Below are 15,946 nucleotides of genomic sequence, written 5' to 3'. Positions count from 1 at the left end.
GGCCCAAGATGAGCAAGAACGACGAGATTCTGGTAAAAGTTTCGCACATGACCAAGAAGTTCGGCGACCTGCTGGTGCTGAACGATATCTCCTTTGATGTGCGCAAGGGCGAATTTATGTGCGTGGTGGGCCCCACCGGCTGCGGCAAGACCACCTTTCTGAACTGCCTGACCAAGCTGGGCGTTTACCAGCTGACCAGCGGCGAGATCCTGATCAACGGTGAGCCGGTGGATCTGGCCAAGCACAACGTGTCCTACATCTTCCAGGAGTATTCCGCGTTTCCCTGGCAGACGGTGGAGGAAAACGTGGCCTACGGCCTGAAGATCAAGAAATGGCCCAAGGACAAGATGGAAAAACAGGTCAACGAGATGCTGGCAATGGTAGGCCTGACCGAGTACCGCAAGTACTATCCCAGCCAGCTGTCGGCCAGCATGCTGCAGCGGGTCAGCATCGCCCGTGCCTTTGCCACCCAGCCCGATCTGCTGCTGATGGACGAGCCCTACGGCCAGCTGGACAACTCCCTGCGCTACAAGCTGGAGGATGAGCTGATCAAGCTGTGGCAGCACACCGGCACCACCGTAATCTTCATCACCCACAACATCGAGGAAGCGGTGTACCTGAGCGAACGCATCCTGGTGCTGACCAACAAGCCCACCGGCATCAAGAAAGAGATCGTGAACGACCTGCCCCGTCCCCGGGACGTGACCGACGTGGCTTTCAACAAGCTGCGCGATGAGGTCACCGACCTGATCAAATGGTGGTAACGATGAAAAAACGACCCAATATTATCCTGTTCATGGCCGACCAGCTGCGATTCGACGCGCTGGGCTGCTACGGCAACAACCAGATCCACACCCCGAACATCGATTCTCTGGCGCTGAACGGCTCCACCTTTGACAACCACTTTGTGCAGAATCCGGTGTGTTCGCCCTCCCGGTGCTCCATTCTGACCGGGCGGTACCCCCGTAACCACGGCACCCGGGATAACGGCATCCCGCTGCGGGATGAGGAGATCTGCCTGCCGGAGGTTCTGCGGGATGCGGGCTACCGCACCGCCGCCATCGGCAAGATGCATTTCACCACCCAGTTTATGCCCAAGGTGAACGAAGAGGACGACTGGCCCGCCGACAACTACGGCTTTGAGGTGATCCACACCACCTGCGACTGCAAGACCGGCGAGTATCTGGAGTGGCTGAAAGAGAAAAGCCCCCGGGACTACGAGGTTGTGAAGATGCAGGGCGAGCGCAAGGCCAAAGAGGACCGGGCCAGCGCTGCCGACAAGGATCTGAGCGGCCCGCCGCAGGTGTACCCCAGCGAGATCAATCCGCAGTATCACCAGTCCGCCTGGATTGCCGACCGGATGATTGACCTGATTCAGGAATCGGACGGGGAGCGGCCCTTCTTTGCGCTGTGCAGCTTTGTGGACCCGCATCATCCCTTTGACCCGCCTGCCCCCTACTCCACCATGTACAACCCGGACACGCTGGCGCTGCCGGTACGGCAGGAGGGCGAACTGGAAGACAAGCCGCCCCATTTCCGCCGTCACCGCACCGGGCACGGATGCAGCAATGAGAAATACGACTATCGCCGGCTGACCGATCACCAGTGGGGCGAGGTCAAAGCCGCCTACTACGGCATGATCACCCTGATTGACGAGAACATTGGCCGGGTGCTGGCGGCACTGAAAGAAAAAGGGCTGGAGGACGACACCCTGGTGCTGTTCACCAACGACCACGGCGAACTGCTGGGGGATCACGGCCTGCTGTTCAAGGGGCCGTTCCACTACGACTGCCTGATCAAGGCCCCGATGATCGTCAAATGGCCGGGTGTGGTGCCCAAGGGCTCCCGCTATACCCAGATCACCGAACATGTGGACATCCTGCCCACCCTGCTGGATCTGGCCGGGGTCGCCGTGCCGAACGGCGTACAGGGCATGAGCATGGCCCCTATCCTGCGGGGCGATGCCGGCGCGGGTCGGGACTGCGCCCTTACCGAATTCAACTGCTACGACTGGGGCCTGATGGTCAAGACCATCACCACCCGGGAATACAAGCTTACCTACTATGCGGGCGAGCGGTTTGGCGAACTGTACGACCGGGTAAAGGACCCGGATGAGTTTGTCGATCACTGGGACGATCCGGACTATGCCGAGGTCAAGCAGGCGCTGCTGCGCCGCTTGCTGGACCGGCTGATCCAGACCGAGGATACCCTGCCGCTGCGCATCGGCAAATACTGATCCGCTGTGCGGGGCCGGGGCAGCGCCCCGGCCCCGCTTTCCGCTTTGGCGGCCGTCTGGTATAATGGAAGCAATCCCCAATAAAAGGAGGCCCCGCCGTGAAGCAGAAAGAGGAACTGCGCCGCCGGATGCGCAGTGTGCGCACCCGTACCATGATTACCCTGCTGTGCGTAAACACGGTCATCATCCTGCTGCTGAGCGTGGGGGCATTCTGGTTTTTCCAAAAAAGTTTCATCCGGGAAATCGCCACCAACCGCACCGATGTGCTGCGTCAGATCTCCGAGCGGGCCCGCCAGTTTAAGGCCAACGCCTACACCTTGTCGGATCTGTACTGTACCGATTCCCGGTTCCGCCAGTACGTGCGGGAACTGGACGAAGAAAACGCGGACGAGTTTCGCACCTACATGGATCAGGTAACCCGCCAGCTGCAGGTGTCCTTCAACCAGGTAAATCTGGAATTCTACACCGTCTTTCTGTCAGCGGATGGAATCGGGTACTGCTCGCTGCCGGTGCCTCTGGATTACGACTACATGAATCCCCAGATCAAGATCTGGTACAAGGATATCTACTACGCCGGCGGCGACATTGTGGATGTGGCCAGCTACCGGGACAAAGCGCTGGGCATCAATTCCTTTTCCGCAGCCCGCACCATCACCGCGGATGACGGAGAGGTACTGGGCTATCTGATGGTCAACGCCGACGAACGGCAGCTCTGGCGCACCTACTCCGACGTAATCAGCGAAAGCAGCAACATCTACATCACCGACCCGGGTGGGCGGATTGTATCCAGCAACCTGGAGCAGATCATCGGATTCTCCTATTTCAGCATGAGCAATCTGGAGAAGATGTTCGGCGAAAACGACTACATCATCACCGACATTGCCGGGCGAGCGGCCCTGTTCACCCGGTATTATGACCCCGAAAGCGGCTTTACCGTGTTTGAGGAGATCCCCCTGGTCAATGTGCTGGAACCCATTGTGAACATTCGCCGTGTGGTGGTGCTGATGGCGCTGATCACCATGGCGGGCGGCGCGGCGCTGGCCTGGCATTTTTCCGGCCAGATTGCCCGGCCCATCCGCCGGCTGCGGGACGACGTAAAAGCGGTGGAACAGGGGGATCTGAACCGCACCTTTTCCAGCGGCGGGTTTACCGAGGCCGATGACCTGAGCCGGGGCATGACCGGCATGCTGGCCCGCATCCGGGAACTGATTGCCAGCGTGCGCACCAAGGAAGAACAGAAGCGGCACATGGAGCTGAACTGGCTGCAAGCCCAGATTAACCCCCACTTCATGTACAACACCCTGTTTTCCATCCAGTGCATGGTGGACATGCATCGCAACGAGGAGGCCGGCCGGATGCTGACCACCTTTATCCAGATTCTGCGCAGCAGCCTGTCCTCTCCCAACGAGATGGTCACGGTGCGCAGCCAGATGGAATCCCTGCGCCAGTATGTGGAACTGCAGAAATTCCGGTACGGGGACAGTTTTGACGCCCTGATTGAGCTGGATGAACAGGTGGCCGACTGCCGCATTCCCAAACTGCTGGTGCAGCCGCTGGTGGAGAATTCCCTGATGCATGGCATCGATATGGACGCCGGCAACGGTGTCATCACCGTGGTGGCCCGGCTGCAGGGGGATGCCGTCTGCATCCAGGTAGAGGATAACGGGGCAGGCATGAGCGCTGAGCGCATCCGCGAGGTAATGGAGAGCACCACCAACGACGGCCGGCCTCATCTGGGGGTGCGCAATGTGCACGAGCGCATCCGTCTGTATTATGGGGAACCCTGGGGGCTGCAGATTGACAGCGAACCTGGCCAGGGCACCCGCATCACGCTGCGCATTCCCGCACAGGACGCGCAGCAGAAAGAGGAACCATGCTGAAAGTATTAGTTGTGGATGATGAAGCACCCATCCGCCAGTGGCTGCAGTACCGCGTGGACCGCATCGAAGGCTTTGCGGTGTGCGGCGCGGCTTCCGGCGGGCAGCAGGCGCTGGAGATCTACCGGCGGGAAAAGCCGGACATCGTGGTCACCGACATCAAGATGCCCGGCATGGACGGGCTGGAGATGATGCAGCACATGAAAGAGCTGCGCCCCGCCTGCATGATCGTGCTGACCAGCCATGAGGATTTCGACTATGCACGCCGGGCGCTGAAACAGGGTGCGGCGGAATATATTTTAAAGACCGAACTCAACGAACAGTATCTGGCCCAGATTCTGAACAAGGCGGGCGCCGCCATCCGCCGCCGGGAAGACGATGGACGGGGCGAAGAGGTGCGCCGGGCCGAGCGGTTTTTGCTGCGCCTTGCTTCCGGTGAACACCGGGATGAACCGCCGACCGAAAGCCTGGCCCGCCGTCAGGGCGCTTCCTGGCGGGACGGTCTGCTGTTTGCCGCCGACGTATGGAGCCGGGACGGTGCGGATCTGGCCTGGGCCCGCCGGTTTGCTTCGGAGATGCCGGGGATGCAGAATCTGGTGGTAGCCCCGTTGGGGCATGAGCATCTGCTGCTGGCAGGCAATCTTCCAAGCGAAGCCAGCTATCTGGAACTGGTGGACGGCTGGCGGCGCAATATGGAGTTTCATCCCTTTGTGGTAGGGCTGAGCGATGTGTGCTACCGGCTGGCCCGGCTGCCGCAGGCGCTGGCTGCGGCACAGGCCCGCTGCCGTCTGCACTTCTACCTGCCCGAGAAGCGGCTGCTGTGGCAGGAGGCGGCGGGCAATCCCCTTTCCCGCCACGTACAGAACCTGCGGGCTGCTTTGAGCCGGGAGCTGCTGCAGCAGAACTACGCCGAGGCGCTGGCCATCAAAGACCGTGCGTTGGAGGAACTGCGCCGGGACCGTCCCACCGACCTGAGCGCCGTCAAACAGCTGGCCGTGGATCTGGCGGCCACCCTGCTGCGGTTTACCCTGGAGCAGGACGAGGAGACGGACCGCCTGATTGAACAGACCGAGCGGGAGATTCATCAGGCGGAGGATTTTGACCATATGTCCGCCGCGGTGGATCGGGTGTTTGCCCCCCTGCGGGAGCGTCTGTCCGGCCGGGCCGCCTTTTCTGAACCGGTGCGCACGGCGCTGGGCTATCTGGAAGCCCACTACGCAGAAAAAATCTCGCTGAGTACGGTGGCCGCCATGCTCTCCTTCAGCCCGGAGCATTTCAGCCGGATGTTTGTAAAGGAAACCGGCATGAACTTCGTAACCTGCCTGAACAATCTACGGATGAAGCGGGCTATGGAACTTCTGGAAAAGACCGACAAAAAGATCTACGAAATTGCCGAAGAGGTGGGCTATTCCAGCGTGAGTTATTTTTCCACCGCCTTCAAAAAAAGCTTTGGTGAAACGCCAAACCGCTACCAGCAGACCAATCATCATGACCCCTGATGCCGACCGCGGCGGGCAATCGCAGCCCTGCGTTCACCCGCCGCGGTTTTGGCATTCTTTTCCGCAAAAGAGGCGCGCAAACCGGGCAGGTTTATGGTACAATGGTGGTGTCCATCTGACAGGAAAGGAGGCCCGGGCATGAAGCCGCGCTGTTACATTGCCATTGATCTGAAATCCTTTTACGCCTCGGTGGAATGCCGGGAACGGGGCCTGGATCCGATGGACACGAATCTGGTGGTGGCGGACAAAAGCCGCACCGAAAAGACCATCTGCCTAGCGGTGACCCCCACGCTGAAATCCTGCGGCATCTCCGGCCGGGCACGGTTGTTTGAGGTGGTGCAGCGGGTGGCGGCGGTAAACGAGGCACGCCGCCGGGCCGCACCGGGGCAGCGGCTGACCGGCAGCTCCTGCTCTGCCCGGGAACTGACTGCCCATCCGGAACTGGCGGTGGACTACATCGTGGCCCCGCCCCGGATGGCCTACTATATGGAATACAGCACCCGAATCTACAACCTGTATCTGAAATACATAGCCCCGGAGGACATCATCGTCTATTCCATCGACGAGGTATTTCTGGATGTGACCGACTATCTGGACACCTACGGGCTGACGCCCCGGGAACTGGCTAAAACCATCCTGCTGGATGTGCTCACCTCTACCGGCATCACCGCCACCGCGGGGATCGGCACCAATCTGCTTCTCTGCAAGGTAGCCATGGACATCACGGCCAAGCACATCCCCGCCGACGAAAACGGGGTGCGGATTGCTGAACTGGACGAGCGCAGCTTCCGGGAAAACCTGTGGAGCCATCGTCCCCTGACCGATTTCTGGCGGGTGGGGCCAGGCTACGCCAAAAAGCTGGAAGAATACGGGATGTTCACCATGGGGGACATCGCCCGGTGCTCGGTGCGCAACGAGGATCTGCTCTATGCGCTGTTCGGCAAGAACGCGGAACTTCTGATCGACCACGCCTGGGGCTGGGAGCCCTGCACCGTAGCGGCGGTAAAAGCCTACCGCCCCGCCGACAGCAGTCTGGGTTCCGGCCAGGTGCTGCACTGCCCCTACGAATCCGGCAAGGCCCGTCTGGTGCTGCGGGAGATGGCCGACCAGCTGGCGCTGGATCTGGTGGAAAAAGGGCTGGTGACCGACCAGATTGTGGTGACGGTGGGCTACGACCGGGAAAACCTGAACGATCCGGCCCGCCGCCAGGCATACCGGGGCCCGGTGGCCAACGACCGCTACGGCCGGGCCATTCCCAAACACGCCCACGGCACCGGCAATCTGGAGGGGTTCACCTCCTCGGCCCGGCGGATTACCGCGGCGGCCATGGAGGTATTTGACCGGGCGGTGGACCCGGCGCTGCTGGTGCGGCGGCTGAACGTGACCGCCAACCATGTGATTGCCGAATCCGAGGCTGCCGCCCGCGGGCCCCAGGCCGAACAGCTGGATCTGTTCACCGATTACGCGGCCCGGCAGGCGCAGCAGGAGCAGGAAAAGGCGGAGCAGGAGCGGGAAAAGCGGATGCAGCAGGCCATGCTGGCCATCAAAAAGAAATTCGGCAAGAACGCCATCCTAAAGGGTATGGATCTGGAGGAAGGCGCCACCGCCCGGGACCGGAACGGGCAGATTGGAGGGCACAAGGCATGAGCGGGCCATATGATGATATTCTGGATCTTCCCCACCATGTGTCCACCACCCATCCCCCGATGCCCATGGCGGACCGGGCGGCGCAGTTCTCCCCCTTTGCGGCCCTGACCGGCTACGACGACGCCATCCGGGAAACCGCCCGCCGCACCGACCGGCGGGTAGAACCCAGCGAGGAGGTTCTGGCGATGCTGGACCAAAAGCTGCGGCTTCTGGCACGGCAGCCAGGCGCGGCGGCCCGGTTCACCTGGTTCGTGCCGGACGGGCGCAAAGCGGGCGGGGCCTATGTGACAGCGGAGGGCGTGGTGCGGCGGATTGATACCGACGCCCGCCGGGTACTGCTGGTGGACGGCACCCTGATCCCGCTGGATGACGTACTGGAAATTGAGGTACTGGACGAGTAAATTCTACGCGTTTCATCTATAAAATCGCCCGCCCCGTGCGGGCAAGGAGGCCTTTGTATGAATTGTATGCAGATGGATCTGCCCACCCAGGGGGCACGGCTGTACACCTACTTTCTGGATTCCTCGCCGGAGCTGCGGGACAGCGGCCGCCGCCCGGCGGTGATTGTGTGCCCGGGCGGCGCCTACCAGTTCAACAGCGACCGGGAAGCGGAACCCATCGCCCTGGCGTTCTGTGCCCAGGGCGTGCACGCCTGTGTGCTGCGCTACCCCTGCGCGCCGGCCCGGTTTCCCACCGCGCTCTGTGCTCTGGCGCAGGCGGTGGCCTGGGTGCGGGAGCACGCGGAGGAATACCACGTGGATCCGGACCGGATTCTGGTGTGCGGATTTTCGGCGGGCGGCCATCTGGCGGCCAGCCTGGGGGTGTTCTGGCATCAGCCGTTCCTGGCGCAGGCCTCCGGCATAAGCGCCGACCTCTGCCGCCCGAACGGCATGATCCTGTGCTACCCGGTCATCACCAGCGACCCGGCCTACGCCCATATGGGTTCCTTTGAGAATCTGCTGGGGCCCGGCGCGGACGAGGCCCAGCGTGCCCGGGTTTCGCTGGAGAAGCAGGTAACCGATCAGACGCCGCCCACCTTCCTGTGGCATACCAACGCGGACACCGGCGTACCGGCGGAGAACAGCCTGCTGTTCTGTCTGGCTCTGCGACGGGCGGGCGTGCCGCTGGAGGCGCATTTCTACTCGGTGGGGGCGCACGGGCTTTCGCTGGCCAGCGAAGTTACCGCCAATGCCCAGGGTGCGGGGGTTCAGCCGGAATGTGCCGGCTGGTTTGACCTGGCCGCGGCCTGGCTGAAGCGGCTGGCGCCGGCCGGCGGCAAATGACAAAATCCCCCGGCTGTCTTTTGCAAGACAGCCGGGGGATTTTCACACATTTGTCTGAAGCTGGCGCAATTTCCTGCCTGCCGTAACCATCATGACCAGCCCCAGCACTACCAGCAGCACACACACCGCTGTGCCGGTAATCAGATTCATCTGCCTGCGCATTTCAGACGGCGTATCCTGCCCGAAAGAGGCGAACATCGCGGTCTGCAGCGACAGCATGGATACCAGCGATACCGCCAGGCTTACATACCGCAGCGCCCGCACCACCGGCGCGTGCCGTTTGCGGCTGCGAACCAGAAACACCAGGGCGGCGGTCAGGCAGTAAAAGTCATACAGGGCCACCACATAAATCCAATACCCGCCGTAGGCAAAACCCTGTTCTTTCCGTACGATCTGCAGCGTCACCCCCTGCAGGGCCACGGACTGTATAATCAGCATCCCGCCGCACCGGCGGTAGGCTTTCCATTCCTGCCGGAGCCGGTAATGCGGATCAGACTGCGCGGCAGCGGCACGGCTTTGCCAAAGCAGCATGGCGCGGGTGACGCAAAGCACCAGATAATATGCGCCCAATGCCGCCAGCCAGGCGGAAGAATGCTGCCAGCCTGCCACCATTTTGGAAAACGCCAGCATTCCATTTACCAGCAGCGACAGCAAACCGGTTGAAAACGCCCGCAGGCGTACATCCTGCTGCAGGCGGCTTACAACCGGATACCGGCAGGCCAGAGCGGCAGCCTGCCGGCGAGGCATCCCTGCCCGGAAGAAGCACACCATTGCCCAGGCCGCCAGTATCAGAAACAGCATGGCCAGCGTATAGACAGCATACCGGACTGCCGGTAGCAAGCGCCGGGTTTCCGGTGCGGCCACTGTCCACAGGGAAAGGCCGGAAAATACCGCCGCACCGGCACAAGACCGAAAGAGCGGCGGCTGAAAGGCGGCCAAACGGCGCAAAAAGGCAACTGGGCGGGAACGCATAGAAGATTTCCTTTCCGGTTCAGACAGTTTTATGCCGCGCGGCAATGCGCCTCAGGACAGGCCTTTGATTGCCGGAATCAGGCCGAGCAGCAGCAGAATTCCTGCGATTCCCACAGCGATCCCGGCGATCAGCAGGTTCCAGACCATGGTCATGCACATGCCCACCCCCAGCAGCAGCGCGCCGGCCACTGCCAGCAGGGTGATCCCTGCAGCCCGGGCACTGAGCACAACGGCAGGTTTTCCGCTCATTTTACGGCGCACCAGCACCATTGCCAGCAGCACCGCCAGCCCCAGCCCACCCAGCAGGATGCCCTGATTCATTGCATTCCACTGGGGCAAAAGGGCCATGCACATCCCCAGCGCAAACAAAATACCGCCCACTGTGCTCAGCACCAGGGTAATAAAATTCTTCTTTTTCATTGCTGGCCCTCCTGCTCGCTGTCAGCCGGAGCGTCCTCTGTCTTTTCCAGAAAGGTATCCACAAAGGCGTCCTCTACCTTTTTGTACGCATCCACCACGGTGTTTTCCACCGTCTTGTAGCCATTGATCACCGCTTTGCCCACCGGGCCGGGCTTGATTCGATATTCACTCATAACAACTGCCTCCTGTATTCTGTAACTGGTTCAGCAAACGTGTCTTGCCGTTTGTTGTGCCTACAGTATACCGGGGCTTTGTTTGTTGTTTGCTTGGGTTTTGTTTGGGAATTATTAAAATGTACACGGGCCGGCGCACTATGCGCCGGCCCGTGTGTTCAGAGCAGAGCGTGGCCTTTTTGGCACAGCTGGTCAATCTCTTCGTATTTGGCCTCAATCAAAGGCTGCACCTGCCGCTGCCGCCGGTGAAACAGCCTTCTGTACAGAAATACCGGTGCTGCCCAGCCGGCAAAGCCCGGCACCGCCAGCACCCCCATCAGCAGATAGAGGGGCGGTTCATGGGTCACGGCAAATACCGAACCGGCTATGAACATTGTGCCAGCCAATCCTATCACCAGGGCCCATACCAGTGCCTGACGGCCGCAGGACTCCCGCAGCTGTTCTACCTCCCGCATACAGGATTCAAAATTCCGCTGCAGGCGGGTCAGTTCCATCTTGTTGATGATCCGCCGGTCCCGCTTGAGATACACATGCACCGTGCTGCCGCTCTGCCCGGCGGGGCGGTTTTCGTCCGGATGCCAGCCGAAACTTTCATAACCGTCCATCCAGAGGGATACATCCCGTTCGGGGGCGGCTACCTCTTTGTATTCATATCCTACATAGTCTTTCATTCGTTTGTTGCCTCCCCTGCCGGCAGCCACACGGTAAAGGTACTGCCTTCTCCGGGCGTGCTGGTTACCGTTACCGTGCCGTCGGACAGTTCCAGAATACGCCGCACCAGCGCCAGGCCCAGTCCATTGCCCTCGGCGGCATGGGAGGTATCCCCCTGGTAAAATTTATCGAATATCCGGTTTTGGGTAGCCCCGTCCATACCGCAGCCGCTGTCCTGCACCGTCACGGTGATTCCCGCCGGGTCTGCCTGCTCGGACAGGATCACCCGGCCGCCCGGCGGCGTAAACTTGACTGCGTTGGACAGCAGGTTGGTCCACACCAGTTCCAGCAGGCCCTCGTCGGCACAGATCACGCGGCGATCTTCCAGCTCCGCTGAAAAGTCGATCTGCTTTTTCTCCCACTGGTCCTCAAACTGCAGCGCGCACGCGCACAGCTGGGCGCACAGATCGTATGGCTGCGGATACGGCCGAATCACCTGCTTTTCCAGCTTGTTCAGCTTGAGCATATTGGTAATCAGGCTGTTCAGCCGCCGGGACGCCTGCAGAATGGCCGCGGTACAGTCCTGCCGGCGCTGCTCAGAGAGAGGGCTGCGGGCCAGCAGTTCGGCGTTGTTCTGGATCACGGCCAGCGGGGTTTTGATTTCGTGGGATACATTGGAAAAGAAATCAGTTTTCAGGGTTTCGATGCTGCCCAGTTCCTCCACCATCTTATTGAAATCCATAAACAGCACATCCAGGTGGGTGGTGCGGTCGGCGGGATGGCGGGGCGGCAGGTACACCGAAAAATCCCCCGCCGCCACCTGCCGGGCTGCTTCGGAAAACTCCTCGATAGGTTTCTGGTAATGGCGCCGGATAACCGCACCGGTAACCAGCGTGGCGGCCACCGATGCCAGCACCCAGAACGCCACCACCGACACAACGCTGTGCAGCGGCAGGCTCCTGTAATCAATGGCCTGGCCGATCATCACCATCTGGATGGTGGTAAGCCCCGCAAACATCACAAAGAATATCAGAAAGGTGGAAAGCGGAAACAGCGGGCGCTTGACCCGTGTGTCCCGAAAACGGCCCGCCGCGCTCATACCAGCACCGCCTTGTAGCCCAGCCCGCGCACCGTCTTGATGGAAAAGCCGTCGCAGGCGGCAAATTTATCCCGCAGTTTGGTAATGTACACATCCACCGCCCGCAGGCTGGTTTCCGATTCCACGCCCCAGAATTCGTCCATCAGCTGGGCCCGGGAAAAGGTTTTGTTCGGGTAGGACAGCAGCTTGTACAGGATGTTGAACTCCCGGGTGGTGACCGGGATCTCCTCCCCTGCCAGGGTAGCGGTCACTGCGTCGGCGTCCAGCGTCAGATTGCCCACGGTAAGGCGGCGTTCCATCTCGACGTTTGCCCGGCGCAGCAGTGCCTGTACCCGCAGCACAAGCTCATCCAGTTCAATCGGCTTGACCATATAGTCGTCGATCCCCAGCTGGAAGCCCCGCCGCTTGGCGGACAGGTCGTCCCGGGCAGACATGAACAGGATGGGGATGGTCCGGTTTACCTGCCGGACGGTTTTGGCAAACTCAAATCCGTCCACGCCGGGCATCATGATATCCGAAACGATCAGGTCATACAGGCTGTTGTACATCTCATCGTAGGCTGCCTGCGCCGACAGGCACCCTCTGGCGGCAAAACCGCTGTCGTTCAGATAGGCGCAGACGGCCTGATTCAGCTTTGCATCGTCTTCCACCACAAGGATACGCACCATTGTTTCCGCCTCCGTTTCCGGCATTCCATGGAATTGTACCGCGCTGCCGTTTTGCTTTTGTTTGGGAATTGTTTGAGAATTGTTAATTGCGCTCTTCGCCGTTTTGCCGGAACGCGGCCTGCACCTCCCGGATGAAGCGCTCGGCGATGGGGGTGAAAAGCTGGTGCTTTTTCCAGATCAGGTACATCCGGGTCTCCAGGGCCGGGGTCAGCGGGCGGAATACAAGGCCGCTTTCCGGGCCGGTGCCGATCAGATGTTCAAAGGTGAGCAGATAGCCCAGCCCCTCCCGGGCAAAGACCGAACCGTTGTAGGCCAGGCGGAAGCTGCCCTCCAGCAGCAGTTCGTCCTGCCGGCCGCCGCACCAGCGGGGAATGTCAGCCCGCCAGCTTTGCTCGGAACAAAACAGCGGCAGACCTTTCAAATCCTCAAAGCAGATACTTTCCTTTCGGGCCAGCGGCCAGTCCGCCGGCATAATCAGGCCCCAGCGGTCGCTTTCCGGCATAGGAAGCACGTGGTATTTGTGCCGGTCCGGTTCCTCCACGATCACCCCGAAATCCAGAATGCCCTTGTCCAGTTTTTCGGTGACCTGCTCGGTGTCGCCGCTGGTGATCCGGTAGTGAAAGCCGGGATACCGGGCCTTGAACCGTTTGATGACGCGGGCCAGATGCCGGATCTGCCAGGATTCGGCACAGCCGATGGATACGGTACCGCCCACAATATCGTCCATGGCGGAGAACTCTGCCGTGATCTTGTCCGCCATGGAAAGCAGATCCTCTGCCCGGCGGCGCAGCAGCATCCCCTCTTCGGTAAGCTCAATGGAAAAACTGTGCCGGATGAACAGCTTTTTTCCCAGTTCCTCCTCCAGCCCTTTCAGCTGTTTGGACAGGGTGGACTGGGACAGGTGCAGCCGCTCGGCTGCGCGGGACATGTTTTCCTCCCGGGCCACCTCCAGAAAATAGCGCAGGGTACGGATCTCCATGCCGACCTCCCCTTTCCTGTGTACTGCTTTCAGTATAGCATGATTTGATTCAATTTCATATCATGAGTTGAAATAATACCATTCGCGAAATCACGCCGGGCGCGGTATACTGATGTTGGAAACGGGGTGCAGAAGATGACACAGACCGAACTGCTTGCCGACTGGGCCGGCTATCTGGCCCGGCTTGGTTGCGGGAAAGAACTTTCCGCCCAGGTGCTGGGGGCCGTGGAAGCCCGGGACACCGCGCAGGCTGCGGCGCTGCTGCGGCGGCACCGGCAATCCCTGCTGGAGGAACTGCACCGGGCGGGAGAGCGGGTGGATCTGCTGGATTTTCTGCTCTACACACTGAAACAGCATACGGAAAGGATGTAGCGGATATGGAACAGCTGAATCTGACAAACGAATGGGACAAGACCTTTGCCCTGAGCGACGCGGTGGAACACAGCAAGGTGTGCTTTGCCAACCGGTACGGCATTACCCTGGCGGCGGATCTGTATATTCCGAAAAACGCGGCGGGCAAGCTGCCGGCCCTGGCGGTAAGCGGGCCGTTCGGCGCGGTGAAGGAGCAGGCGTCCGGGCTGTATGCCCAGGCCATGGCCGAGCGCGGATTCCTGACCCTGGCCTTTGACCCCTCCTTTACCGGCGAGAGCGGCGGCGAACCCCGCTATACTGCTTCCCCCGACATCAACACCGAGGACTTTCAGGCGGCGGTGGACTTTCTGTCCCTGCACGACCGGGTGGACCCGGAGCGGATCGGTATTATCGGCATCTGCGGCTGGGGCGGTCTGGCGCTGAACGCCGCGGCGGTGGATACCCGCATCAAGGCCACCGCGGCCTCCACCATGTACGATATGTCCCGCATCAACCAGAAAGGCTACTTTGACAGCGAGGACACACCGGATGCCCGGTACGCCAAGCTGCAGGCACTGAACGCCCAGCGACTGGAGGACTGCCGCAGCGGCCACATCTCCCTGGCCGGGGGCGTGGTGGATCCGCTGCCGGAGGATGCGCCTTTCTTTGTAAAGGACTACTACGACTACTACAAGACCGCCCGCGGCTACCATGCCCGGTCGCTGAACTCCAACAACGGCTGGAACCTGATGGCTTCCCTGTCCTACCTGAACCAGCCCATCCTGCAGCGGGTGAACGAGATCCGCAGCGCGGTGCTGGTAATGCACGGAGAAAAGGCCCACTCCTGCTATATGGGCAAGGACGCCTATGCGGCCATGATTCAGGGCAACCCCTGCACCGACAACAAAGAGCTGCTGCTGATCCCGGACGCGGTGCACACCGATTTGTACGACGGCGGCGGCAAGAACGCCATCCCCTTTGACAAGCTGGCGGATTTCTTCTCCACCTGGCTGAAATAACCGCATAGCAAAAGCACCGCCCGGCGTTCCGCAGTTTGCAGGAACGCCGGGCGGCGCTTTTTATTTATATTGGTCAGGCGCTGTGCTTGTACAGCTCGGTAATTGCATTTACGCAGCCGTCAATGCCGATTTTTCCGCCGTCCAGGCAGAGGGCGTAGTTTTGCGCCGCGCCCCAGTCGGAACCGGTATACAGCTCATAGTACGCCCGGCGCTTTTTGTCCTTGTCGTGCAGGCGCTGCACGGGAGACTCTTCCCGCTCGCCATACACCGACAGGATTCTCTCGGCCCGCTTTTCGTCCGACGCGTGGACAAATACCGTCATGCAGTCGGCAACATCCCGCAGGATATAGTCCGTGCAGCGCCCCACAATCACGCAGGGTTCCGCGGCGGCCAGATCAGCAATGACCTTTTTCTGGGCAAGCCACATCTTGTCCGCCACCGACTGGCCATCCCGGTCACGTCCCGCCACCGCATTGCCGTACAGGCTGTCGGCGGCCGCACTTTCGCCGTATTTTTCCACATATTCCTTGGCCAGACCGCTCTCGGCGGCAATCCGGTCAATCAGCTCGCTGTCGTAGCAGGGAATGCCCAGCCGGGCTGCCACCTCTTTGCCGATCGTACGACCGCCGCTACCGAACTGGCGGCTGATCGCAATAATCCGGTTGGCCGTGACCGGCGTCTGTGCCGCCAGCCGGTCTTCCCGGGCAAATTCATCGGCCAGGGATCGTTTGAAATGCTGATACAGCGCCATGGCAATCAAACAAGAAAGCGTATCGGTGATCGCCTGCACCCACATCAGACCGCTGACCCCGAACAGGGCGTTCAGCGCCAGGCTCGGCACGGTGAAGATAACCCCCAGGCGCAGCACTGCCAGCAGAAGGGATATCTTCCACTTGCCAACCGCCTGGAAAATAGAGTTGTACATATTGAACAGGCTCATCCCAATCACACACCAGGACCAGCAGCGCATAAACACACTGCCCACGGCGATGTAGCCGGACTGGGTATCGCACCAGACGGTGAAGTCGTTGCCGCCCTCCCAGCGCACGATGGCGCCGGGGGCTTCGGGGGC

Annotated in this window: 17 protein-coding genes; 9 read left to right on the top strand and 8 right to left on the bottom strand. The window is 60.8% G+C overall.

Annotated elements, in window-relative coordinates; genetic code table 11:
- Positions 1 to 8 precede the first annotated feature (8 nt).
- The 7 genes from B5E65_RS08840 to B5E65_RS08810 all read left to right on the top strand — a co-directional run bounded on the left by B5E65_RS08840 (position 9) and on the right by B5E65_RS08810 (position 8,542).
- The gene (locus B5E65_RS08840) at positions 9 to 764 is read left to right on the top strand and encodes an ABC transporter ATP-binding protein (RefSeq protein WP_087171410.1); all 756 of its coding nucleotides are present in this window, start codon (positions 9 to 11) and stop codon (positions 762 to 764) included.
- 2 nt (positions 765 to 766) lie between these two features.
- Entirely contained in the window at positions 767 to 2,236 is a 1,470-nt protein-coding gene (locus B5E65_RS08835) for a sulfatase family protein (protein WP_087171409.1), read from the top strand.
- Between the two features lie 98 nt (positions 2,237 to 2,334).
- Positions 2,335 to 4,116: a sensor histidine kinase gene (locus B5E65_RS08830; RefSeq protein ID WP_087171408.1), complete on the top strand. Its 1,782-nt coding sequence runs from the start codon at positions 2,335 to 2,337 to the stop codon at positions 4,114 to 4,116.
- Complete coding sequence (locus B5E65_RS08825; protein WP_087171407.1) at positions 4,110 to 5,612, top strand: response regulator; 1,503 nt, start codon at positions 4,110 to 4,112, stop codon at positions 5,610 to 5,612. Before B5E65_RS08830 ends, B5E65_RS08825 begins: the two co-directional genes overlap by 7 nt.
- A gap of 138 nt (positions 5,613 to 5,750) precedes the next feature.
- Complete coding sequence (locus tag B5E65_RS08820; RefSeq protein WP_087171406.1) at positions 5,751 to 7,259, top strand: Y-family DNA polymerase; 1,509 nt, start codon at positions 5,751 to 5,753, stop codon at positions 7,257 to 7,259.
- Entirely contained in the window at positions 7,256 to 7,660 is a 405-nt protein-coding gene (locus tag B5E65_RS08815) for a hypothetical protein (RefSeq protein WP_087171405.1), read from the top strand. Before B5E65_RS08820 ends, B5E65_RS08815 begins: the two co-directional genes overlap by 4 nt.
- A 57-nt stretch (positions 7,661 to 7,717) precedes the next feature.
- Positions 7,718 to 8,542: an alpha/beta hydrolase gene (locus B5E65_RS08810; protein ID WP_087171404.1), complete on the top strand. Its 825-nt coding sequence runs from the start codon at positions 7,718 to 7,720 to the stop codon at positions 8,540 to 8,542.
- 42 nt (positions 8,543 to 8,584) lie between these two features.
- On the opposite strand, the gene B5E65_RS08805 is transcribed toward B5E65_RS08810, so the two are convergent.
- From B5E65_RS08805 to B5E65_RS08780, 7 genes are all read right to left on the bottom strand, one after another.
- Positions 8,585 to 9,382 (bottom strand): hypothetical protein, encoded by a 798-nt coding sequence (locus B5E65_RS08805; RefSeq protein WP_143402993.1) that lies wholly within the window; start codon positions 9,380 to 9,382, stop codon positions 8,585 to 8,587.
- Positions 9,383 to 9,565: 183 nt separating this feature from the next.
- Positions 9,566 to 9,934 carry a hypothetical protein gene (locus tag B5E65_RS08800; RefSeq protein ID WP_087171402.1) on the bottom strand — a complete coding sequence of 123 codons (369 nt, stop codon included), beginning with the start codon at positions 9,932 to 9,934 and terminating at the stop codon, positions 9,566 to 9,568.
- Positions 9,931 to 10,107 carry a hypothetical protein gene (locus B5E65_RS16345; RefSeq protein WP_164488808.1) on the bottom strand — a complete coding sequence of 59 codons (177 nt, stop codon included), beginning with the start codon at positions 10,105 to 10,107 and terminating at the stop codon, positions 9,931 to 9,933. Before B5E65_RS16345 ends, B5E65_RS08800 begins: the two co-directional genes overlap by 4 nt.
- A gap of 158 nt (positions 10,108 to 10,265) precedes the next feature.
- On the bottom strand, positions 10,266 to 10,778 hold the full coding sequence (locus tag B5E65_RS08795) for a hypothetical protein (RefSeq protein ID WP_087171401.1): 513 nt from the start codon (positions 10,776 to 10,778) through the stop codon (positions 10,266 to 10,268).
- On the bottom strand, positions 10,775 to 11,857 hold the full coding sequence (locus B5E65_RS08790; protein WP_087171400.1) for a HAMP domain-containing sensor histidine kinase: 1,083 nt from the start codon (positions 11,855 to 11,857) through the stop codon (positions 10,775 to 10,777). Before B5E65_RS08790 ends, B5E65_RS08795 begins: the two co-directional genes overlap by 4 nt.
- Positions 11,854 to 12,525 (bottom strand): response regulator transcription factor, encoded by a 672-nt coding sequence (locus B5E65_RS08785; protein ID WP_087171399.1) that lies wholly within the window; start codon positions 12,523 to 12,525, stop codon positions 11,854 to 11,856. The genes B5E65_RS08790 and B5E65_RS08785 overlap by 4 nt, the downstream gene beginning before the upstream one ends.
- 82 nt (positions 12,526 to 12,607) lie before the next feature.
- Positions 12,608 to 13,504: a LysR family transcriptional regulator gene (locus B5E65_RS08780; protein WP_087171398.1), complete on the bottom strand. Its 897-nt coding sequence runs from the start codon at positions 13,502 to 13,504 to the stop codon at positions 12,608 to 12,610.
- 135 nt (positions 13,505 to 13,639) lie between these two features.
- Here B5E65_RS08780 and B5E65_RS08775 point away from each other — a divergent pair, with 135 nt between their 5' ends.
- Together B5E65_RS08775 and B5E65_RS08770 are read left to right on the top strand one after the other, a co-directional pair.
- On the top strand, positions 13,640 to 13,876 hold the full coding sequence (locus B5E65_RS08775; protein ID WP_087171397.1) for a hypothetical protein: 237 nt from the start codon (positions 13,640 to 13,642) through the stop codon (positions 13,874 to 13,876).
- 5 nt (positions 13,877 to 13,881) lie between these two features.
- Positions 13,882 to 14,874, top strand: a complete 993-nt coding sequence (locus B5E65_RS08770) for an alpha/beta hydrolase (RefSeq protein ID WP_087171396.1) — start codon at positions 13,882 to 13,884, stop codon at positions 14,872 to 14,874.
- A gap of 73 nt (positions 14,875 to 14,947) precedes the next feature.
- Here B5E65_RS08770 and B5E65_RS16795 read toward each other — a convergent pair.
- A partial coding sequence (locus B5E65_RS16795; RefSeq protein ID WP_343286395.1) for a cytidylate kinase-like family protein occupies positions 14,948 to 15,946 on the bottom strand: 999 nt, incomplete at its 5' end.

This window comes from Gemmiger sp. An120 (assembly GCF_002160955.1).
GTDB lineage: Bacteria > Bacillota > Clostridia > Oscillospirales > Ruminococcaceae > Gemmiger_A > Gemmiger_A avium.
The sequence above is the reverse complement of the archived record's forward strand: the minus strand, read 5'-3'. Positions and strand labels throughout refer to the sequence as shown.